This is a genomic window from Mycolicibacterium sphagni, assembly GCF_002250655.1.
Taxonomy (GTDB): Bacteria; Actinomycetota; Actinomycetes; order Mycobacteriales; family Mycobacteriaceae; genus Mycobacterium; species Mycobacterium sphagni.
On record NZ_NOZR01000005.1, the window covers coordinates 101,074 to 120,682 of the forward strand.

The 19,609-nt window shown below is 67.2% G+C and carries 17 protein-coding genes; 7 read left to right on the top strand and 10 right to left on the bottom strand.

What is annotated here, in order from left to right; translation table 11 throughout:
* Window positions 1–79: 79 nt before the first annotated feature.
* Window positions 80–3,943 (bottom strand): bifunctional nitrate reductase/sulfite reductase flavoprotein subunit alpha, encoded by a 3,864-nt coding sequence (locus CG716_RS07635; protein WP_234817746.1) that lies wholly within the window; start codon window positions 3,941–3,943, stop codon window positions 80–82.
* Between the two features lie 123 nt (window positions 3,944–4,066).
* Here CG716_RS07635 and CG716_RS07640 point away from each other — a divergent pair, with 123 nt between their 5' ends.
* A complete protein-coding gene (locus CG716_RS07640; RefSeq protein ID WP_094478090.1) occupies window positions 4,067–4,678 on the top strand; it encodes a TetR/AcrR family transcriptional regulator in 612 nt (203 codons plus the stop codon).
* Window positions 4,679–4,750: 72 nt separating this feature from the next.
* Window positions 4,751–6,304 carry an MFS transporter gene (locus CG716_RS07645; protein ID WP_094478092.1) on the top strand — a complete coding sequence of 518 codons (1,554 nt, stop codon included), beginning with the start codon at window positions 4,751–4,753 and terminating at the stop codon, window positions 6,302–6,304.
* On the opposite strand, the gene CG716_RS07650 is transcribed toward CG716_RS07645, so the two are convergent.
* Entirely contained in the window at window positions 6,301–6,714 is a 414-nt protein-coding gene (locus CG716_RS07650; RefSeq protein WP_094478094.1) for an SRPBCC family protein, read from the bottom strand. The two genes, CG716_RS07645 and CG716_RS07650, sit on opposite strands and share 4 nt — an antisense overlap.
* Window positions 6,715–6,724: 10 nt before the next feature.
* On the bottom strand, window positions 6,725–7,063 hold the full coding sequence (locus CG716_RS07655; RefSeq protein ID WP_094478096.1) for a MerR family transcriptional regulator: 339 nt from the start codon (window positions 7,061–7,063) through the stop codon (window positions 6,725–6,727).
* A 58-nt stretch (window positions 7,064–7,121) separates the two neighbouring features.
* Here CG716_RS07655 and CG716_RS07660 point away from each other — a divergent pair, with 58 nt between their 5' ends.
* The gene (locus CG716_RS07660) at window positions 7,122–7,556 is read left to right on the top strand and encodes a PPOX class F420-dependent oxidoreductase (RefSeq protein ID WP_094478098.1); all 435 of its coding nucleotides are present in this window, start codon (window positions 7,122–7,124) and stop codon (window positions 7,554–7,556) included.
* Here CG716_RS07660 and dnaE read toward each other — a convergent pair.
* Window positions 7,545–11,093, bottom strand: a complete 3,549-nt coding sequence (gene dnaE / locus CG716_RS07665) for a DNA polymerase III subunit alpha (protein ID WP_094478100.1) — start codon at window positions 11,091–11,093, stop codon at window positions 7,545–7,547. The genes CG716_RS07660 and dnaE overlap by 12 nt on opposite strands.
* A 119-nt stretch (window positions 11,094–11,212) precedes the next feature.
* Here dnaE and CG716_RS07670 point away from each other — a divergent pair, with 119 nt between their 5' ends.
* Both CG716_RS07670 and CG716_RS07675 read left to right on the top strand, forming a co-directional pair.
* On the top strand, window positions 11,213–11,590 hold the full coding sequence (locus CG716_RS07670; RefSeq protein WP_337360769.1) for a DUF202 domain-containing protein: 378 nt from the start codon (window positions 11,213–11,215) through the stop codon (window positions 11,588–11,590).
* Window positions 11,591–11,932, top strand: a complete 342-nt coding sequence (locus tag CG716_RS07675) for a DUF202 domain-containing protein (RefSeq protein ID WP_094478104.1) — start codon at window positions 11,591–11,593, stop codon at window positions 11,930–11,932.
* 51 nt (window positions 11,933–11,983) lie between these two features.
* Here the strand turns inward: CG716_RS07675 and CG716_RS07680 are convergent, their stop codons facing one another.
* Entirely contained in the window at window positions 11,984–12,580 is a 597-nt protein-coding gene (locus CG716_RS07680) for a SecDF P1 head subdomain-containing protein (RefSeq protein ID WP_094478106.1), read from the bottom strand.
* A 29-nt stretch (window positions 12,581–12,609) separates the two neighbouring features.
* On the bottom strand, window positions 12,610–13,845 hold the full coding sequence (locus CG716_RS07685; protein WP_094478108.1) for an Rv1490 family membrane protein: 1,236 nt from the start codon (window positions 13,843–13,845) through the stop codon (window positions 12,610–12,612).
* A gap of 77 nt (window positions 13,846–13,922) precedes the next feature.
* On the opposite strand from CG716_RS07685, the gene CG716_RS07690 reads away from it, so the two are divergent.
* The gene (locus CG716_RS07690; RefSeq protein WP_094478110.1) at window positions 13,923–14,957 is read left to right on the top strand and encodes a polysaccharide pyruvyl transferase family protein; all 1,035 of its coding nucleotides are present in this window, start codon (window positions 13,923–13,925) and stop codon (window positions 14,955–14,957) included.
* On the opposite strand, the gene rarD is transcribed toward CG716_RS07690, so the two are convergent.
* Genes rarD through lspA form a run of 3 tightly spaced genes read right to left on the bottom strand, consistent with a single transcriptional unit; the run spans window position 14,933 to window position 17,342 of the window.
* On the bottom strand, window positions 14,933–15,835 hold the full coding sequence (rarD, locus tag CG716_RS07695) for an EamA family transporter RarD (protein ID WP_094478112.1): 903 nt from the start codon (window positions 15,833–15,835) through the stop codon (window positions 14,933–14,935). The genes CG716_RS07690 and rarD overlap by 25 nt on opposite strands.
* Window positions 15,832–16,758: an RluA family pseudouridine synthase gene (locus tag CG716_RS07700; RefSeq protein ID WP_094478114.1), complete on the bottom strand. Its 927-nt coding sequence runs from the start codon at window positions 16,756–16,758 to the stop codon at window positions 15,832–15,834. Before CG716_RS07700 ends, rarD begins: the two co-directional genes overlap by 4 nt.
* Entirely contained in the window at window positions 16,758–17,342 is a 585-nt protein-coding gene (gene lspA, locus CG716_RS07705; RefSeq protein WP_094478116.1) for a signal peptidase II, read from the bottom strand. Before lspA ends, CG716_RS07700 begins: the two co-directional genes overlap by 1 nt.
* Between lspA and CG716_RS07710 the strand changes: the two genes are divergently transcribed.
* Window positions 17,341–18,258, top strand: a complete 918-nt coding sequence (locus CG716_RS07710; protein ID WP_094478118.1) for an asparaginase — start codon at window positions 17,341–17,343, stop codon at window positions 18,256–18,258. The two genes, lspA and CG716_RS07710, sit on opposite strands and share 2 nt — an antisense overlap.
* Here the strand turns inward: CG716_RS07710 and CG716_RS07715 are convergent.
* Window positions 18,223–19,578 (bottom strand): DNA polymerase IV, encoded by a 1,356-nt coding sequence (locus tag CG716_RS07715; protein WP_094478397.1) that lies wholly within the window; start codon window positions 19,576–19,578, stop codon window positions 18,223–18,225. The genes CG716_RS07710 and CG716_RS07715 overlap by 36 nt on opposite strands.
* Window positions 19,579–19,609 lie beyond the last annotated feature (31 nt).

Below are 19,609 nucleotides of genomic sequence, written 5' to 3' on the forward strand. Positions count from 1 at the left end.
ATTCTTTGTTGCGCCTTCGCTGCAGGCGGTGATCGCAGTGTCACAACCTTCTCACTTTGGCATAGGGGCCGCGGTGAGGTCAGTACACATCACGCAGATACCGCTTGGTGGCGACGAGTTCGCGCTTGTATTCGCGTGCCCGCTCAGGGTCGAGCAGTCCGTGCTTGCCGATGATCGTGTTCAGCGCGGCGTCGACGCCGGCCGCCATAGTGGTCGCATCGCCGCAGACGTAGACGTGGGCGCCATCCTGTAGCCAGCTCCACAGCAGGGCGCCGCGATCGATCATCTTGTTCTGCACATAGATTCGCTTGGCCTGATCACGCGAGAACGCCAGGTCCAGGCGACTCAGGAAACCGTCGGACACCATGTCCATCAAATCGTCGCCGTAGTAGAAGTTCTCGGCGCGGTGCTGGTCACCGAAGAACAGCCAGTTGCGTCCGGTGTGCCCCAGTGCCCGTCGCTCCTGGAGAAATCCGCGGAACGGCGCAATACCGGTGCCTGCGCCGATCATCACTATCGGCGCGCAGCGATCCTCGGGCGGACGGAAGTGCGGCGAGCGCTGCAGGAATATCGGTGTGGCAACATCTTTGGCACGCTCGGCCAGATAGGTCGAGCACACTCCCCCACGCACCACCGACACCGTCAGCTGCGCTTCGCGAGGACTGACCAGCGGACTCGACGAGATCGAATACGACCGCGGGGTGAGCCGGACGAGGACCTTCTGCCAGTCCTGGGCACTGGCCCGAGGTGCGAAGTCGCGTAGGACGTCGAGGCCGTTGCGCCCCGCACGCCAGGTGTCCAGCTCCGACAGCGCGATGCGTAACTGCTTGGCAATCGCCTTGTCGGCAGCCGTATCGGCCAGGAAGTTCACCAGGTTCGGCGTCAGGCGGCAGATGTCGTAGTGCTGGGTGAGCGCTTGCCGCAACGGGTATTCGGCGCCGTCGACCTCGACGACCTCGTCACCTCGCAGGGCGGTGGCCGCCAGCCATGCGTTCACGCTGTCGTCGCTGTTGGTGGGCTGCACGCCCAGCGAATCACCGACGGCATAGGTGACGTCGTGTTCGGAGAGGTCGAACCCGAACTGGCGGACCTCTTTCGCCGCCGAGGCCGGGGTGAGCCTGATGTTGCGGCTCAGCCGGGCGGCCAACGGATCGGCGCGGGTGAACGGCTCGGCGGGACGGGGCTTGGGTGGCGCGACGGAGGTTGATGCGCCGCCGCTGACGAGTCCCATCACCTCTGTGGCCCAGTGGGATAGCGATTCCTCGTCGTGGATTTCGCAGTCATTACGCTCAATCAGGCGATTGGCGCCGAGCTCGGCCAGCCGGGTGTCCAGCGATTGTGCGTGCCCGCAGAACTGGCCGTAGGACCGGTCGCCGATGCCCAACACCGCGAACCGAAGCCCGCGCAGGTCGGGAGCGTCGGGCGCCAGGAGTCGCTCCCAGAAGTCGGCGCCGTTGTCGGGTGGGCCGCCGTCGCCGAAGGTACTGGTCACTACGAGGATGTCACGGGCGGTGGCGAGGTCGTCGAGCGAACAGTCGTCCATGCTGACCAATCGGGCCGAAAGCCCGACGGCCGCACATTGTTCTGTTATGCGACCGGCGAACTCCTCGGCGTTTCCGGTCTGCGATGCCCACAGCACCCACGGGCCCGGTGCGGGCTCGGTCGCGACGGCGGCGCCACCGGTGCGGGAGTAGGTGCCGGCCAGCAGGATCGGCACGCCTTGGACGTCACCGGCCAGCGCGGTGAGAAATCCTGCGAGGTATTGTGTTTCGTCGTCAGTGAAGGCCGGCTGCACGGTGCTGGTCTTGGTCGGGCGCACACTGACGGCGCACACTTTCAGCTCGGGTTGCAGTGAGTCCTTGTCGACAGCGTCACTGGTCATGGCGTTGATCGCCAGGTATTCGCCGTGCTCGTCGTTCCAGTGGAACGGTGCGAAGCAGTTACCCGGCCTGACCCTGTCGGTGACCACGGCGGGCAGAACGGCCCGCCCCCGGCGGGATTGCAGCTCGACGCTTTGGCCTTCGGCGATGCCGAGCGTCGTGGCGTCGTCGGTGTTGATCTCCACGAACGGTTTTCCGTTGAGTTTGGTGAGCTTGTCCACCCGGCCGGTCTTGGTCATGGTGTGCCACTGATGCGGCAGCCGCCCGGTGTTGAGGACGAACGGGTAGTCGTCGTCAGGTAATTCGCGCGCATCCATGTGGGGCCGGGCGTGAAACACTCCGCGACCGGACGGTGTGGGGAACGCCAGAACGCCGTCGTTGACGTAGCGGATGGGATGCCGGTCCTGGTCGTCGTCAGGTGGGCAGGGCCACTGCAGCGGCGTCTGCCGCAGCCGCTGATAGCTGGCGCCGCGCAGGTCGTAGCCGGTCTTGGGATTGGCGAACCGGCGGATCTCGTCGAAGACCTGCTCGCTGGAGTCGTAATCGAAGTCGGCTCCGAATCCCATGGCACCGGCCACCTGGCAGATCAACTGCCAGTCGGGACGGGATTGGCCCGCCGGGGCGACACATTGACGCACCAGGGTCAGGTTTCGCTCGGAATTGACCATGACCGAGTCGGATTCGGCCCACAGCGCCGCCGGCAGCACGACGTCGGCATACCGGTTGGTGGCGGTGTCGGCGTAGGCGTCCTGGGTGACCACCAGCTCGGCACTCTCCAGGCCGGTGATGACGGTGGTGCGGTTGGGCACCGACGCCACCGGATTGGTGCAGATGATCCAGCAGGCTTTGATGCCCCCGGCCGCCATTGCCTCGAACATGTCGATGGTGCCGTGGTTGGTGTCGGCACGGATAGTTCCCTGCGGCACGCCCCACACGTCCTCAACGAAGGCCCGATCGTCGGCGGCGAGTACCGAGCGTTGGCCGGGCAATCCCGGCCCCATATAACCCATTTCGCGGCCGCCCATCGCGTTGGGCTGGCCGGTCAGCGACATTGGTCCGCTGCCGAGCCGGCAGATGGCGCCGGTCGCCAGGTGCAGGTTGCAGACGGCGTTGGTGTTCCACGTGCCGTGGGTGCTCTGGTTGAGCCCCATCGTCCACACTGACATCCATTCCCCCGCCTGGCCGATCATCGTTGCCGCGCAGCGCACGTCGGCCTCGGCCAGGCCGGTGAGCTCGGCCACCCGGGCCGGTGGATAGTCGGCGAGGAATTCACCCATCGCCTCCCAGCCCTCGGTGTGCTCGGCGATGAATTCGGTGTCGATGTCGCCGGCAGCCACCAGCAGGTGCAGCAGACCGTTCAGCAGTGCCAGATCGGTACCGGGACGGATCTGCAGGAACAGGTCGGCCTTGTCCGCGGTGGCGGTGCGGCGGGGGTCGACGACGATGAGTTTGGCGCCGGCACGGAGCCGGTCGGCCATCCGCAGGAACAGGATGGGATGGCAGTCGGCCATGTTGGCGCCGATGACGAAAAACACGTCGGCACAATCGAAATCGTTGTATGAGCCGGGCGGGCCGTCCGCACCGAGGGACTGCTTGTATCCCGATGCGGCGCTGGCCATGCACAATCGTGAGTTGGATTCGATGTTGACGGTGCGGATGAAACCCTTGGCCAGTTTGGTGGCCAGGTATTGCGCTTCCATCGACATCTGGCCCGACACGTAGAGGGCGATCGAGTCCGGACCGTACCGATCCAGGATCTCGCGCAGCCGAGTCCCGACGGTCGCGACGGCGTCGTCGACCGGGGCGGCGACGAGCTCCTCACCGCCCGCCGGGCGCATCAGCGCGGTGACAGCGCGGCCCTGGGGATCGGCCATGAGTTCGGCGTGGGTGGCCCCCTTGGTGCAGAGCCTGCCGAAGTTGGCGGGATGAAGCCGGTCACCGACGACCTTGGCGATGACCGGACCATCCGGGCCGGGCCGGGTGTGCACGTCGACGCCACACCCGACACCGCAGTATGAGCACGCAGTGCGGATGGGCTCAGCACAGTCATCCCCGGCGGCCACGGCCCCAACGGTGCCCGGCGCAGATTACGGGAGGTGCCGAGGCGCGTTAGCGCCGCGATAAAGCGCGCTCACTTTGCCGATCACGCCGCTGTGAGAACGTGGCGCGATGTAAGACTTGTCAACATGGCGACCGCCTCGTATCACCATGGCAACCTGCGGCAGGCACTGCTCGAGCACGGCGTCGCGCTCGCCCGGGCCGGTGGTCCCGACGCGGTGGTGTTGCGCGACGTGCAACGGCTGGCGGGGGTGAGCAACTCGGCCGCCTATCGCCACTACGCCGACCGGCAGGCGTTGCTGGGCGCAGTGAAAGCCAACGTCATGACCCAGATCGGTACTGCGATGGTTGCCGCGTTGGACGCCGTTCCGGCCGCGACGCCTCGGCGCGACCGGGCATTGGCCCGGTTTCGCGCCACCGGCCAGGCCTACATCGATTTCGCCCTGGCCGAGCCGGGACTGTTCCGCACGGCGTTCCTCCCGGACGGCACCGATCCGAGCGAGGAGGCGGTGCCCGCCGATCGTCACCCATTCCAGATCCTGCGTGGCTGCATCGACGACCTGGTCGCCGCCGGCATGCTCGCCGAGGACCACCGAGACGGCTTCGACGAGGCGGCCTGGGCAGCAGTGCACGGCGCGGCGACCCTGTTCCTCGACGGTCCGCTGGGTATGACGCGCCCCGATCGCCACCAACTCATCACCGACCAGCTGCTCGACGCCATCGGCGCGAGCCTGAGCTAAGGCCATGTTGACAGCGCTAACTTAGGCTGGCATGCTCGCTGATGTTATCGCCGTCAACATAGGGGTCTGCCCATGCCCGTCGAGATCCGCTCCCCCGAGTCAATGCGCAATGCACCTCAACACGCCCGGCCCGTCGCCATCCTCGCGGTGGTCCTGGTGGCGGCACTGGCTATCAACGTCGAGACCACTATCGTCAATGTCGCTCTGCCAACGCTGAATTCAGCCCTTGGCGCCTCGACACGAGACCTCCAGTGGGTCGTCGACGCCTACAATCTGGCATTCGCCGCACTCGTATTGGCGGGCGGCACGGTCGGCGACCGGTTCGGCCGCCGCGGCACCCTCATCGCGGGACTTGTCCTGTTCGCGGTCAGCAGTATCGGCGCCGCGCTGTGCACCTCGACCGGGCCACTGATCGGCATGCGGCTGGTGATGGGGGTGGCATCTGCGCTGATCTTTCCCACCACGCTGGCGATTATCACCGACACGTTCCGCGATCCGCGTCAGCGCGCGGCCGCCATCGGCATCTGGGGCGCAGTCACCGGGCTGGGTGTGGCCATCGGCCCGATCCTCGGTGGCGCGCTCCTGGAGGAATTCTGGTGGGGCAGTTTGTTTCTCGCGTTGGCACCGATCGCTCTGGCCGCAGCGGTGGCCGCGCCATTCGTCATCCCCGCGGCCTCCCGGGACCGGCAGCACCGGCTGGATGTGGGCGGACTCACCCTGTCTGTGGTCATGCTGGGTGCGCTGGTCTACACCATCATCGAAGCCCCCGAGCGCGGGTGGGCGAGTGCGCCGACGCTGGCGGGCTTCGCCATCGCACTGGTCGCCGCCGTGAGCTTCGCATGGTGGGAGCGCCGGCAGCGCGATCCGCTCATCGACGTCTCCCTGTTCACGAATCTGAGGTTCAGCGCCGCCAGCGGCGCGGTGACCGTCGCGTTCTTCGCCCTGTTCGGCTTCATCTTCCTGATCACCCAGTTCATGCAGCTGCTGCAAGGTTTCAGCCCGTTGGAAACGGGTGTGCGCATTCTGCCCGTCGCGCTGTCCATCGCCGTTGGATCGATCCTCGGCACCCGGCTCGCGGTCACCTTCATCGGCACCAAAATTGTTGTCTTCGTTGGCCTTCTGTTACTTGCCGGGGCATTCGGCTGGATCGCGGCAAGCGATCTGAGCATCACCTACCCGACGATGGCCATGCAGATGGTGCTGCTCGGCGGCGGCCTCGGTCTCACCACGGCGCCGGCCACCGACTCGATCATGGGTGTCGTACGCCCCGAACAGGCCGGTGCGGGCTCAGCGGTCAACGACGCCACACGTCAGGTGGGCGGCACCCTCGGGGTCGCGGTTATCGGCAGCATCTTCTCGACGCTCTACATCCGGCATCTCGCCGACAGTCCGGCCCTGAACGCCATGCCGACCTCCGCTCAGGCCGTTGCCCGGGAGGGCCTGGCCCAAGGGCTGGCAGTGTCCGGCCACGCACCGCCGCCGTTCGCCGCCGCGGTACGGGGTGCCGTCGACAACGCGTTCCTGTCCGGATTTCACGCTGGGTGCCTGACCGCCGCGATGGTCTGCCTGGCCGGGGCGGCGTTCGTGCTGGCAGTGCTGCCCGCCCACGCGCGCCAGAACAGCTAGCGCTCCAGAACCCGCTTCAGGCTGGCCAGGTCTGCCGCCACCGCGGTCGCGTCGGCCGCGTAGTCCTCGTCGGACATCTCCGGCCTGCGCCGCAGCGTGAACACCACCTCCGACCCATCCTCGCCCGCGGGCACCACACGAAGTGGGTTGAAGACCGGCTCCCCGGACGGCAGGTTGACGACGTGGTCGAGCACCCCGAGGTCGTTGGTCGGGCTGAACTCGATGGTGATCTCGCCCATCGGGGATTGCGCCACCCAGGTATCGCCGACCCGGGTCAGCTCGCTGGAGGCCAGCCCGGCAGCCCACTGCGGCAGGTGCGCCGGGTCGGAGGCGTAGCGGTACACGTCGATCGCCGAGCGGTTGATCCACGCGCTGATGTGCCGGGATTCGAATGCTCTGTGATCGCTCATTGTTTCCACGTTACGTACACGCCATCGCCCATTCGATGATGCCGCGGGCCCGCGCCAACGTCGCCATCTGGGTGTCGATCTCGGCGAGTTTGCCCTCCGCAAGCGCCCGACTCGCCGGCCGGCCGGGAGTGTCGTCGTCGAGGAGCACCGCGATCTCGTCGAGGGTGAACCCGGCCGCCTTGCACAGACCGATCACCTCGAGCCGGGTCAACACCGTGTCGTCGTAGCGACGCTGGCCACCGGCGCGCGAGGGCACCGACAGCAGCCCGATCTTCTCGTAATACCGCAGCGTGGTCGGGGCGACGTCGGTGCGCCGCGCCACCTCTCCGATGGTCAGCGCAGTGCCCATCGTCACCTTCTTCCCAGAGCTTGACTTGGAGCCAACTCTAAGTTCTTCACTGTGTCCTATGGACTCTTTGCGCGCCAGCCGCTACGCCCAGCTGCGGACCTACCGCCCCGACGGCCGCCCCGTCGACACCCCGATCTGGTTCGACCTGGACGGCAACACGCTCGTGTTCCGCACCAAGATCGGGCCCAAAACGAAGCGGATCACGAACAACCCCGCGGTCGAGCTGCGGGTGTGCGATTACAAGGGCCGCGTGCCCGACGCCGCGCCTGCCGTGACCGGTCGGGCGTCGGTGTTGTCCGGCGAGGAGGCCGAACACGGCAACCGGCGGCTACGGGCCCGGTATGGGTGGCAGTACAACCTGGTTCCGCTGCTGCACCTGCCCGGCGTCAAGAACGTCGACGCGGGGCTGCCTTGGCGGGAGAAGTGGGCGCGACTGCGCAACCCGAACGTCTGGCCGGAGAGTGCGATCGTCCGAGTCGACCTAGCCGCCTAGGCAGCCCGGGCCGAGCAACGCCTTCAAGTCACCCATCAGAGCCGAGGACGGTGTCACCCGCAGCGACTGGTCGAGTTCCAGTGTGGTGATGCGGTCACCGCTGATCAGCCGCAGGTGCACCTGGGAGGTGCCGGGATGCCGGGCCAGCACCTGCTTGAGCGCGGTGACCTTGTCGATGGTGCACTGCCGGGTGGGCAGGCTCACCGCCACCGGCCGGTCCACCTGCGCATTCGAAAAGTCCGGCACCACAAGCTCGTTGGCGATCAGCGAGATCCGGTCGTCCTGGATGCGAACCTTGCCGCCGACCAGCACCACCGCGTCGTCGGCGATCTCGGCGCCGAACATCGTGTACGTCTGCGGGAAGAACATCACCTCGATACCACCGGTGAGATCTTCCAACTGCGCTGAAGCCCAGGGCATTCCATTTTTGTTGACCCGCCGGTTGACACCGGCCAGGATGCCGCCGACCCGCACCTGGGTGTCATTGGCGATGTCACCGCCGAGGATGTTCGGGATTTGAGTGTCGACCTGAGCGGCGAGCAGGTGCGCCACCCCGTTGAGCGGATGCCCGGAGACGTACAGTCCCAGCATCTCCCGTTCGAGGGCGAGCTTGTGCTTGTCGTCCCACTCCTCGTCGGGCACGCGGATGGTGAACGCTGAATCGCTAGTGTCCCCATCGCTATCGCCGCCGCCGCCGAACAAGTCGAACTGACCGATCGCCTCGGCCTTCTTGGTGCCCAGCACCGAGTCGACCGCATCGGTGTGGATCAGGAACAGGCCCTTGCGGGGGTGGTTCAGCGAGTCGAAAGCCCCTGCCTTGACCAAGGATTCGGTGACCTTCTTGTTGCAGGCCGAGATGTCGATCTTGTTCAGGTAGTCCGAGAAGTCCGTGAACTTGCCCTTGTCGGCGCGGGTGGCGACCAGCGAGCTGACCACATTGGCACCGACGTTGCGGACGGCACCCAGCCCGAACCGGATGTCGTTGCCCACCGAGGCGAAGTTCTGCACCGACTCGTTGACGTCGGGCGGCAGCACGGTGATGCCGAGCCTGCGGCAATCTGCCAGGTAGACGGCGGCCTTGTCCTTGTCGTCCCCGACCGAGGTGAGCAGCCCGGCCATGTACTCCGCCGGGAAGTTCGCCTTGAGGTAGGCCGTCCAGTAGGACACCAGCCCGTAGCCGGCGGCGTGGGATTTGTTGAACGCGTAGCCGGCGAACGGGAGGATGGTGTCCCACAAGGCTTTCACGGCTTTTTCGGAGAAGCCGTTGGCCGTCATGCCCTCCTTGAAGCCCTGATACTCGGCTTCGAGGACCTCGAGCTTCTTCTTGCCCATGGCTTTTCGCAGCGCATCGGCCTTACCCATCGAGTAGGAGGCGACCTTCTGCGCGATGAACATGATCTGCTCTTGGTAGACGATCAGGCCGTAGGTCTCGGAGAGGATCTCCTTGAGCGGCTCCTCCAACTCCGGATGGATCGGCTTGATGGGCTGCCGGTTGTTCTTGCGGTCGGCGTAGTCATTGTGCGCGTTCATGCCCATCGGACCGGGCCGGTACAGCGCCAGTACGGCGACGATGTCGTTGAACTCAGTGGGCTGCATGCGCCGCAGCAGGTCCCGCATCGGGCCACCGTCGAGCTGGAACACCCCCAGGGTGTCGCCGCGCCCCAGCAGTTCGTAGGCCTTGGGGTCGTCCAACGGCAACGTGTCGAGATCCAGGTCGATCCCGCGGTTGGCTTTGATGTTCTCGATGCAGTCGCCGATGATCGTCAGGTTCCGCAGACCCAGGAAGTCCATCTTCAGCAGGCCGATGGCCTCGCATGACGGATAGTCCCAGCCGGTGATGATCGCGCCGTCCTGCGGCCGTCGCCACAGCGGAATCGCCTCTATCAGCGGCTCCGAACTCATGATCACCGCGCACGCGTGCACCCCGGCGTTGCGGACCAGGCCCTCCAGCCCGCGCGCGGTCTCGTAGATGGTGCGCACGTCGGGATCGGTGTCGATCAGGCCACGAACCTCGGCGGCCTCCTTGTACCGCTCGTGGTTCGGGTCGGTGATGCCCGACAGCGGGATGTCCTTGGCCATGATCGGCGGCGGCAGCGCCTTGGTGATCCGGTCGGCGATCGCAAAGCCAGGCTGGCCGTAGTGGACACGCGCCGAATCCTTCAGTGCGGCTTTGGTTTTGATGGTGCCGAAGGTGATGACCTGGGCGACCCGGTCGCTGCCCCACTTCTCGGCGGCGTAGCGCACCATCTCACCGCGGCGCCGGTCGTCGAAGTCGATATCGATATCGGGTGCCGACGGACGTTCCGGGTTGAGGAAGCGCTCGAACAGCAGCCCGTGCGGGATCGGGTCGATATTGGTGATGCCCAGCGCATAGGCCACCAGCGAGCCGGCGGCCGATCCACGGCCGGGCCCCACCCGGATGTCGATGGACCGCGCGTAGTTGATCAGGTCGGCCACGATCAGGAAGTACGACGGGAAGCCCTTGCCGCAGATGACGTCGATCTCGAAGCTGGCGCGCTCGGTGTACTCCGGCGGCACGACATCCGGAAAACGCCGCCGCAGACCGGCTTCGACCTCGTGACGCAGCCAGCTGCCTTGGTCGTGGCCGTCTGGCACCGGGAAGATCGGCATCCGGTCGGTCGGGGCCCACACGTCGGCGTAGGACTGCACCCGCTCGCCGATCAGCAGCGTCGAGTCGCAGGCTTCCGGAACCTCGGCGTCCCACAGGGCGCGCATCTCGGCAGCCGACTTCAGGAAGTAGCCGTCACCGTCGAACTTGAACCGGTTGGGGTCCGACAGCGTCTTGCCGGTCTGGATGCACAGCAGCGCTTCGTGGTTGTGCGACGCGTCGCGCGTCACATAGTGGCAGTCGTTGGTGGCCAGCGCCGGGATGCCGAGCTTGCGCCCGACGTCGAGCAGGCCCTCACGGACCCGACGCTCGATCGACAGCCCGTGGTCCATCAGCTCCAGGAAGTAGTTGTCCGGGCCGAAGATCTCCCGCCACTTGGCGGCCGCCTCCAGCGCCTCCTTCTCGTGGCCCAGCCGCAACCGGGTCTGCACCTCACCGGACGGGCAGCCGGTGGTGGCGATGATGCCCGCGGCATGCTCGGCGATGATCTCGGCGTCCATCCGCGACCACTTGCCGAGCTGACCCTCGAACGATGCCAGCGTGGACAGTTTGAACAGGTTGCGTAGCCCGGTGGCGTTCTCGGCGACCATCGTCATGTGGGTGTAGGAGCCGCTACCCGACACGTCATCGCTCTTCTGGCCCGGATCGCCCCACAGAATGCGACGGGTATCGAAACGGGACCCGGGAGCTATGTAGGCCTCCACACCGATGATCGGCTTGATGCCGACCTTGGTGGCCGCGTTGTAAAACTCGCTGGCCCCGAACATGTTTCCGTGGTCGGTCATGCCGATGGCGGACATCTCAAGGCGTTGCGCCTCGGCGAGCATGGGCGTGATCTTCGCGGCACCGTCGAGCATCGAATACTCGGTGTGGTTGTGCAGATGTACAAAGGAGTCGTTCTTGCCCATAGGCCCGTAAGTCTAGGGCTGCCGACCGACACCGTTCGGCGTGTCGCATCACGTGTCTGGCGGGTGGCGCCAATTCTGGCCCGATCTCTTCCGCCCATGCCGGTGGCACTGATATCCAGATGCTTATGTTCGCGCGCAAACCCCCGCTGCGCAGTGTGGGTACCGACCCCGATTACCGATTCACCCTGGCCAACGAGCGGACCTTCCTGGCGTGGCTGCGCACGGCCTTGGCGCTGCTGGCCGGTGCGATCGCGCTGGCCAGCCTGGTCCACGACTTCGGCCCACGGCCGTTCCGGATCGCGATCACGGTGATGCTGCTGACGCTGGCGATGGCGATCACCGTCGGGGCCTACGCGCGATGGGACCGCACCGAGCGTGCCCTGCGGGAAAATCGGCCGCTACCCAACGATCCCCTGCCCCGGATCGTCGTGACCGGCGTCGGCATCGTCGTCGTGGCCGCAGGCGTCCTGGTCTACCTCGCGGAATTCAGTCGCTAGATGGACGATCCCGATTCGGAGCTGCTGGACCCGGCGGGAGCGGCCGAACGCACGGCACTGGCCTGGCAACGCACGATCATCGGCACACTCTTGGTGGGTGCGCTGATCGTGCGGTGGAGCGTGACCGAGCGCGTCCCGCCGGGACCGGGGGTGCTGGTCACCCTCGTATCGGCGATGGCCAGCCTGTTCCTGGTCGGCCGGCGCTATCAGCGCGTGCAGGAAACCGTGCGGGCCGGGCAGACCCCGCTGTCGCGCTACCTGGTTCCCGCCGCCACGGTGTTCACCGTTCTGGTGGTGCTCGCCGTCGGTGCGGAGATCCTGGCCGAGTACTCGCCGTCCTGACGACGATGCGGGCGCGAAGCGTCTGAGGAGGAGCAGGACAATCGGCGGGAGTTAGGCTTCGTCCTTCAGCATCCGGGCGATCTCCTTGGCCTGGTCGGCCGTCACGTCACCGGAGAGCTGCAGCACCTCGCCGTCGATCTTCTCAGCGATCTTCGGCGCCCACACCACGACGCCGCTCCGCACGAACGCAACCTGCTCGCCGATGTGGGCCGCCGTGTATTCGGCGAAGTCGTGCGCGGATCCGCTCGTCATGGTGACCTGCACGAGCTGCTTGTTGGTCAGCGGGTTGAAGAACGAGTCGACGTCGGTCAGCTGTACCCGCAGCGCCTCGGGCCCCAGGTCGTAGATCGCGGACTTGAGAATGTCGCAGATGTGCATGGGCGCCTCCGGCGGTGTCGGGGGCGGAGGTACGCAGTCCTCGGGCTTGGCGACGTAGACGGGCCCGTTGACGGGTCGCAAAGCGAGCGGCTTGATGGTCAGCGCGGGCGGGGTGGTGGTCGTGGTGACCATCGAGCTGTCCTGGTCCTGATGTTTGCTCAGGATCGGGGCCAACAGCACGCCGACGACCGGGACCACGATCGCCAACGCCGCCAGTGCCGCGACCACCGCGATCATGATCCGCCGGTTGCGGCGGGAATTGTCGGACATGCGCTCCTCGATCTAGATTCTGGCGGTACTCACATGGGAACCGGCGCACCGAAGCCGGGGATGATGCCGATCGGGATCACCGCCAGCAGGATGGCACCGACGGCGAAGACGATCAGGGTGCGCCGGGTGGGCGGCAGGTCCACCTCGGGCTGATCCCGCGTGTAAAACAGGAACACGATGCCCAGGTCGAACGCGATGATGACCCACCAGCGAACCCAGTCCACACCGGTGGCGAACACCGGCAGGATCAACACCAGCCCGATCGCCAGGGTCAGCGGCCGCGCGCGCAGAAGCGCGCCGTAGCGCCGTACCGGAACACCCGAGACGTGGGCGATGGCCAACAGGCTGACGGCCAGCGCGACGATCCCGTAGACGGTCGAGCCGGTCAGTGCGACAACGCCGATGCTGCCGACGAACCGCAGTCCGTCGGCGAAACTCATGTCGAACAGCGGCAGGAAGGCCCGGCAGAACCAGTCGTGATAGTCGACGTAGTAGTGGAAGCCGCTCAACAACTGACCGATGGTGGGCTTGCCGGCCAGCGGATGGTTCATCGGCCCGTGTTGCACCAGCTGGCACAACTGCGGCGACACCCCGTGCCTGCCGAACACGGCCAGCGCCAACGCGATCAGGATGCCCGGCCCGAGCGCGAGCATGAGACTGGCCCGGAATGCCTTGGCATCCAGCCGGCCGGCGAGCACGGTCAACGCGGCCACCACGCCAAGCCCGAACAGGAACGGCGTGGCCTCGTGGATCAGGGTCAGCACACCAAGTACCAAACCGTAAGCGGCGCTGGAGATTAGCGTCGCACGCGCGGTGGTGACCCTGGTCAGCGCAACCGCGAACGCGACGAGCGCGGCCCCGCCCAGCAGATCCGTGCGCGCCGAGAACAGGCCGAACGCGAATCCGAACGGCAGCACCGGAATCAGCAGAGCCAGTAGCCGGCGGCGCTGCGAGCGGCCGGATCTGACCGCGATCGTCCAGGCCACCGCGGCAAGTCCGAGCACGAAGGCGACCGTCGGAACCCAGCGCAGCACCGCCAGCGCACCGAAGTAGTGCTCCCTGGGGAACAGGCCGAGGATCTCGCCGGCCAGCCCGCGCCGAATGAAACCGACCGTGTAGTCGATGACGAAATAGGAATACCAGTAGCCGTCAGGGATCACGGTCAGCGCGATCGTCAGCAGCACCGCCACCCACACCACCAGCAGAACCGTGAACGTGGTGAAAAAGCCGCGCCTGCGCTCGGTGTCGATCGCGGTGCTCGGCATCTAACCCCCACTGGCTTCCGACGGCCCGCGCCGCCGGGCGCGGCCTGGCCGCGTCGATGAGTATAGGGTCGGTTCGCGTGAGCCAAGACTCGACGGTCGCCTATCTGGGCTTCCACGAGAAGGACAATCTCGGGGACGACGCGATCTACGACGCGGTCCGCTCGCAGCTTCCCGGCGTGGACTTCAACGACGTCCCGCGCCTGGCCCATGAATTCGTGTTCCCGCCCGCCGCTGCCCTGGAACGGTTACGCCGCCCCAGCACGCTGGTGATGGGCGGCGGGACACTCGTCGGGGTGCGCTATTTCCGGATGCTGGCCAGGCTGGGTTTGGCGGTCACCAAGAACAACGGAAAGTACGCGATCGGCGTCGGTGTCCAGGATCCCGGCTACGTCGGGCGTGGCAGCGGATCCGCCAACGGCGAGCTGGCGAAATGGGCACCCATCCTCGCCGACTTCGACTCGGTGTCGGTGCGAGGGCCCCGCAGCGTCGACCTACTCGCCGACATCGGCGTGTCCGCGCAGGTCACCGGAGATCCGGCGCTGATACTGCCGCGACCCGACGTCCCGGTCGAGGACGGCCTGATCGGGGTGAACCTCGGCTACGGCGACGACCTGTGGGGGCATGACCCCGCCGGGGTGGCTGACCACATCGCCGTCGCGGTAAGGGAGTTGGCGAGCCGGGGGCACCGGTTCGTCGGGATCCTGATGAATCCCAGCGACCGCAAGTGGTTGGAGGTGGCATTCAAGGGCGTGCCCGCCGAGATCCTGCTACCGCCCGACGCGGACGCGGCCGCGCGGGAATTCGCGCGCTGCTCGGCAGCCATCGTGTGCCGCCTGCACGCCGGGATTTTGGCGGCGTTGTCCGATACCCCGGTGGTTTCCCTTGAGTACCAACCGAAATGCCGCGACTTCGCGCTGTCGATCGACGACGCGCGATCACTGATCCGCACCGATCAGGTGACCGGGGCCGCTGTCGTCGAGAAGATTCTCGAATCGCTGGCCGACTCGCGAGCGATCCGCTCGTCCAAGCGCGCCGCCGTGGACCGGCTACGCACCCAGCTGAACACCGAATACAGCGCGTTGCGCCGTCAGCTCGGTGTTGCCGCCGGCTGACGCGCCCGTCGCAGCGCGTCACCGCTGAACACCAGCAAGGCCACCCAGATCAGCGCGAAGCCGAGCCAGCGGGCCGGCGGCATCGGTTCGTGGCCGACCACCACTCCCCACGTCATCTGCATGGCCGGGGTGAGATACATCAGCAGCCCGAGGGTCACCAGCGGCAGGCGTTGGGCGGCGGCGGCGAAGAACAGCAGCGGGATCGCGGTGATCGGACCCGACAGGATGATCAACACGATGTGGCCCGGCCCGTTGTTGGTGAACTGGCCGTGGCCGGACAACTGCAGCACCACGATGTAGGCGATCGCGAAGGGCGCGGCGATCGCAGCCTCCAGACCGACGCTGACGCGTGGATCGACCGGCACCACCTTCTTCACCACGCCGTAGAAGCCGAAGCTGAAGGCCAGACCGAGTGCGATGAACGGGGGCCCGCCCACCTCGATGGCCAGCAGCACCACCGCCGCCAGCGCGATCATCAGCGCCACCAGCTGGGCCCCGTTGAGCCGCTCACCAAAGATCAGAACTCCGAGTAGCACGCTCACCAACGGGTTGATGAAGTAGCCGAGGGCGGCGTCGACCACGTGGCCGTTGTTGACGGCGTAGACATAGATGACCCAGTTGGCCGACACCAGACCTGAGGCGCAGACCAGCAGCAGCCAGGTGCGCCCGGTGATCGCCCGCAGGTCGGACAACTTGCGCATGGCCACCAGCACGGCCGCCATCAGTACCAGTGTCCACACGATGCGATGGGCCAGAACTTCCAGCGCGCCAGCCGGTTTCAGCAACGGGAAGAACGCCGGGAACAGCCCCCACGACCCGTAGGCACCGATCCCGTAGAGCAGTCCGCCGGACTTGGTGTCGCCCCGGGTTCCCGTCACGAGTCCACGCGCAGCAGGTCGAGAGCATGCTGCAGGTCGGCCGGATACGGGCTGGTGATCTCGAAGTGCCTGCCGTCGGCTGGATGCGCGAACGCCAGTGAGCGCGCGTGCAGCCACTGCCGTTCCAGGCCGAGCCGTTTGGCCAGCACAGGGTCGGCACCGTAGGTCAGATCGCCTGCGCAGGGATGGTGCAGCGCGGAGAAGTGCACCCGGATCTGATGGGTGCGGCCGGTTTCCAGATGGATGTCAAGGAGGCTTGCCGCCCGGAACATTTCGAGGGTGTCGTAATGGGTGATGCTGTGCCGTCCGGCTTCGGTGACCGCGAATTTCCAGTCGTGGCCGCGATGCCGGCCGATCGGCGCGTCGATGGTGCCGCTTGATGGATCCGGATGTCCTTGCACCACAGCGTGATAGCGCTTGTCGACGGTGCGCTGCTTGAACGCGCGCTTGAGCAGGGTGTAGGCCCGCTCGGACAGCGCGACCACCATGACCCCGGACGTCCCGACGTCCAGGCGGTGCACGATGCCCTGGCGTTCGTGAATGCCCGAGGTGCTGATCCGAAATCCTGCCGCGGCAAGTCCACCGAGCACGGTGGGACCGTGCCAGCCGACCGTCGCGTGGGCGGCCACACCCGGAGGCTTGTCGACGACGACGATATCGGCGTCGGAGTACAGAATTGTCATGCCCTCGATCTCGACGGGCGTGTTCTCGGGTGGCGGGGCCTCCTCGGGAATCTGCACACTCAGCCAGGCGCCGGCCTCGAGCCGGTCGGACTTGCCGGCCCGCACACCGTCGAGTTCGACGCCGCCGTCCTCTGCGATGGCCGCTGCGGTGGTGCGGGACAGTCCCAGCAGCCGGGCCAGGCCGGCGTCGACCCGCATGCCGGCCAGCCCCTCGGGGACCGGCATCGAGCGCTCGGCCATCAGGCCGTCTCGGCCTTATCATCGCTGGTGGACGGCTCCGATGTGCGGCGACCTGTGGTGTCGAAGTCATACCCGAACAGCGACAGCGCGACCAACAGGATCGCCCCACCGACCACGGCCGGGTCGGCCACGTTGAACACCGGCCACCAGCCGATGGACAGGAAGTCGACGACGTGTCCACGCAGCGGGCCCGGCGAGCGGAAGAACCGGTCGGCCAGATTGCCCAGCGCGCCACCGAGGATCATCCCTAGCCCGAGGGCCCACCAGGGCGACACCAGCCGGCGGCCCATCCAGATGATGCCCACCACGACACCGGTGGCGACCAGCGTCAGCACCCAGGTGTAGCCGGTGGCCATGGAGAACGCCGCGCCTGAGTTGCGCACCAACGTCCACGTGACGGTGTCACCGATGATCGAGACCGGTTGACCGGGGGTCAGCAGCCGCACGGCAAGCACCTTGGTGATCACGTCGAGGGCCAGCACCACGCCCGCCACCGACAGCAACAGACGCAGCCGTCGCGGCGACTCGGTCGTAGCACTGGATTCGTCGGTCACTCCCCCATCATTCCCTAGTCTGTTTGGCATGCCGCGACTCGTCGTCGTTACCACCGGAGGGACCATCTCGACCAGCGCCGACGATGAGGGCGTGCTGCGACCCGTGCACGGTGGCGCGGAACTGGTCGCCGGCCTCGACGTACAGGTGATCGACCTGTTCACGCTGGACAGTTCGCAGCTCACGCCCGCCGAATGGTTGCGCATCGGCGCCGCAGTCACCGAGGCGGCTGATGGCGCCGACGGCGTCGTCGTCACCCACGGCACCGACACGATGGAAGAGACCGCGTTGTGGCTGGAACTCACCTATGGCGGCGCGGCGCCGGTGGTGGTGACCGGCGCGGCCCTGTCCGCTGACGACCCGAACGCCGACGGGCCGGGCAATCTGCGGGACGCCCTGGCCGTGGCGGCCAGCCCCCAGGCACGGGACCTGGGGGTGATGATCTGCTTCGCCGGGGCGGTGCTGCCCGCATTGGGCACCACCAAGGTGGGCGGGCCCGGCCTGTTCGGTGGGCGACCTCCGGTGGGCACGGTCGGCGACGGGGTCTTTTCGATGACCGGCAATAGGGAACGTGCATTTTTGGGCCCGGTGACTGACGTTCCGCAGGTCGATATCGTGGCGGCCTACCCGGGTGCCGACGGGTCGGCGATCGACGCGTTCGCTCTTGCCGGAGCTCGCGGGCTTGTCATCGAGGCCTTGGGTGCGGGCAACGTGGGCTCCCCGGTAGTCGAGGCCGTGCGGCGGGCGTGCGCGCGGGGGCTGGCCGTCGCGGTGACTACCCGGGTACCCGGCGGGCACACGGCGGCGCTGTACGGGCCGGGGCACGACCTGGTGAATGCCGGCGCGGTGATGGTGCCGCAGCTGCGCAGCAGTCAGGCGCGGGTTCTGCTGATGGCGGCGCTCGGTCTGGGGCTACCCGTGGTCGACGTCATCGGAAGGTGGGGCTGAGCGGGCCAGGTCGTCGAGGTAGTCGCCCCAGGCCAGGCTGTCGACGGGGTTGGCCTTGAGCAGCTCGGGGTTGTCGGCGGGGAAGGTGCGCATCACGCCGGGGCCGGTTCCGCGGGTTTCGAACCGCACGCTGACGACCCCGTGACCGGCGCCCTGCACCCAGCCATGGCCCAACCCGGAATGGCTGACGTCGTCGCCGATGCGCCAGCCACCGGCCTCGGGTGCGGCCTCGGGCACCGGCACATGGGTGTCCAACGTGTCAGCCACCGCTCCCTCCATGTGGTCGAGGTCGGGGAACAGCGACTCCTGGCGCACATCGGACAGGCCCGAAAAGCCAACGCCGAGAAGGCGAATCGGGCCCACTTCGCGCGGATCGAGCAGCAGCCGGTGCGCGGTCGCGGCCAGCGTCCCGGGATCGCCGGTGGCGTACGGGAGCGTCGCCGATCGGGTCAGCGTGGTCATGTCGGAGCGCTTGAGTTTGACGGTCACGGTGCGCGCGCCGCGGCCGTCGCGTTCCAGACGGCGGTGGGCATGCTCGGCGATCGGACCGATGGCGTCGCGCAGCTGCTCGATGGTCGTCAGGTCGGCGGGGAACGTCGACTCGGCGCTGATCTGTTTGGCCTCGGCTCGTTCGACGACCGGCCGGTCGTCGATGCCTCGGGCCAGCCGGTGCAGGGCGGGCCCGATGGTGGCGCCCAGGATGCTGGCGGCCTCGGTGTCGGACAGGGCGGCTAGCTGCCCGACGGTTTCGATGCCGAGCCGGTGCAGCTTGTCCTCGGCCACCGGGCCGATCCCCCACAACCGCCGCACCGGCAGCCCGTCGAGCAGGGTGCGTTCCTCGTCACGACGGACCACCCGCAGCCCGTCGGGTTTGGCCAAATCCGAAGCGATCTTGGCGATCTGCTTACCGGAGCCGGCGCCGACCGACGCCACCAGGCCGGTCTCCTCACGAACCCGGAGGCGCAGCATCTCCGCGAATTCCTCGACGTCCGCCGCACTCGCGCCGACGAGCTCGGCGGGTTCCCCGAAGGCCTCATCGAAGGACAGCTGTTCGAGAACGGGCACCATGGCCCGCACGGTGTCCAGCACGCGGCGGCTGGCCACGCCGTAGACCACCCCGCGCGGCGGCAGCACCACGGCGCTGACCCCGACCATGCGGCGGGCCTGATGCATTGGCATCGCCGAGCGGGCACCGAACACCCGGGCCTCGTAGCTGGCGCCGGCGACCACGCCGCGGCCGCCGAGCCCGCCGACCAGGACCGGCCGGCCGCGCAAAGTCGGGCGGGTCAGCTGTTCAACGGATGCGAAGAACGCATCCATGTCGAAATGCAGGACCCAGCGCTCCACGCGT

Bases quoted from the DNA above. Each gene is read 5' to 3' on its own strand.
- CG716_RS07640 (WP_094478090.1), top strand. From the start codon at position 4,067: ATGGCGACCGCCTCGTATCACCATGGCAACCTGCGGCAGGCACTGCTC.
- CG716_RS07645 (WP_094478092.1), top strand. From the start codon at position 4,751: ATGCCCGTCGAGATCCGCTCCCCCGAGTCAATGCGCAATGCACCTCAA.
- CG716_RS07650 (WP_094478094.1), bottom strand. From the start codon at position 6,714: ATGAGCGATCACAGAGCATTCGAATCCCGGCACATCAGCGCGTGGATC.
- CG716_RS07655 (WP_094478096.1), bottom strand. From the start codon at position 7,063: ATGGGCACTGCGCTGACCATCGGAGAGGTGGCGCGGCGCACCGACGTC.
- CG716_RS07660 (WP_094478098.1), top strand. From the start codon at position 7,122: ATGGACTCTTTGCGCGCCAGCCGCTACGCCCAGCTGCGGACCTACCGC.
- dnaE (WP_094478100.1), bottom strand. From the start codon at position 11,093: ATGGGCAAGAACGACTCCTTTGTACATCTGCACAACCACACCGAGTAT.
- CG716_RS07670 (WP_337360769.1), top strand. From the start codon at position 11,213: ATGCTTATGTTCGCGCGCAAACCCCCGCTGCGCAGTGTGGGTACCGAC.
- CG716_RS07675 (WP_094478104.1), top strand. From the start codon at position 11,591: ATGGACGATCCCGATTCGGAGCTGCTGGACCCGGCGGGAGCGGCCGAA.
- CG716_RS07680 (WP_094478106.1), bottom strand. From the start codon at position 12,580: ATGTCCGACAATTCCCGCCGCAACCGGCGGATCATGATCGCGGTGGTC.
- CG716_RS07685 (WP_094478108.1), bottom strand. From the start codon at position 13,845: ATGCCGAGCACCGCGATCGACACCGAGCGCAGGCGCGGCTTTTTCACC.
- CG716_RS07700 (WP_094478114.1), bottom strand. From the start codon at position 16,758: ATGGCCGAGCGCTCGATGCCGGTCCCCGAGGGGCTGGCCGGCATGCGG.
- CG716_RS07710 (WP_094478118.1), top strand. From the start codon at position 17,341: ATGCCGCGACTCGTCGTCGTTACCACCGGAGGGACCATCTCGACCAGC.
- lspA (WP_094478116.1), bottom strand. From the start codon at position 17,342: ATGCCAAACAGACTAGGGAATGATGGGGGAGTGACCGACGAATCCAGT.
- CG716_RS07715 (WP_094478397.1), bottom strand. From the start codon at position 19,578: ATGGATGCGTTCTTCGCATCCGTTGAACAGCTGACCCGCCCGACTTTG.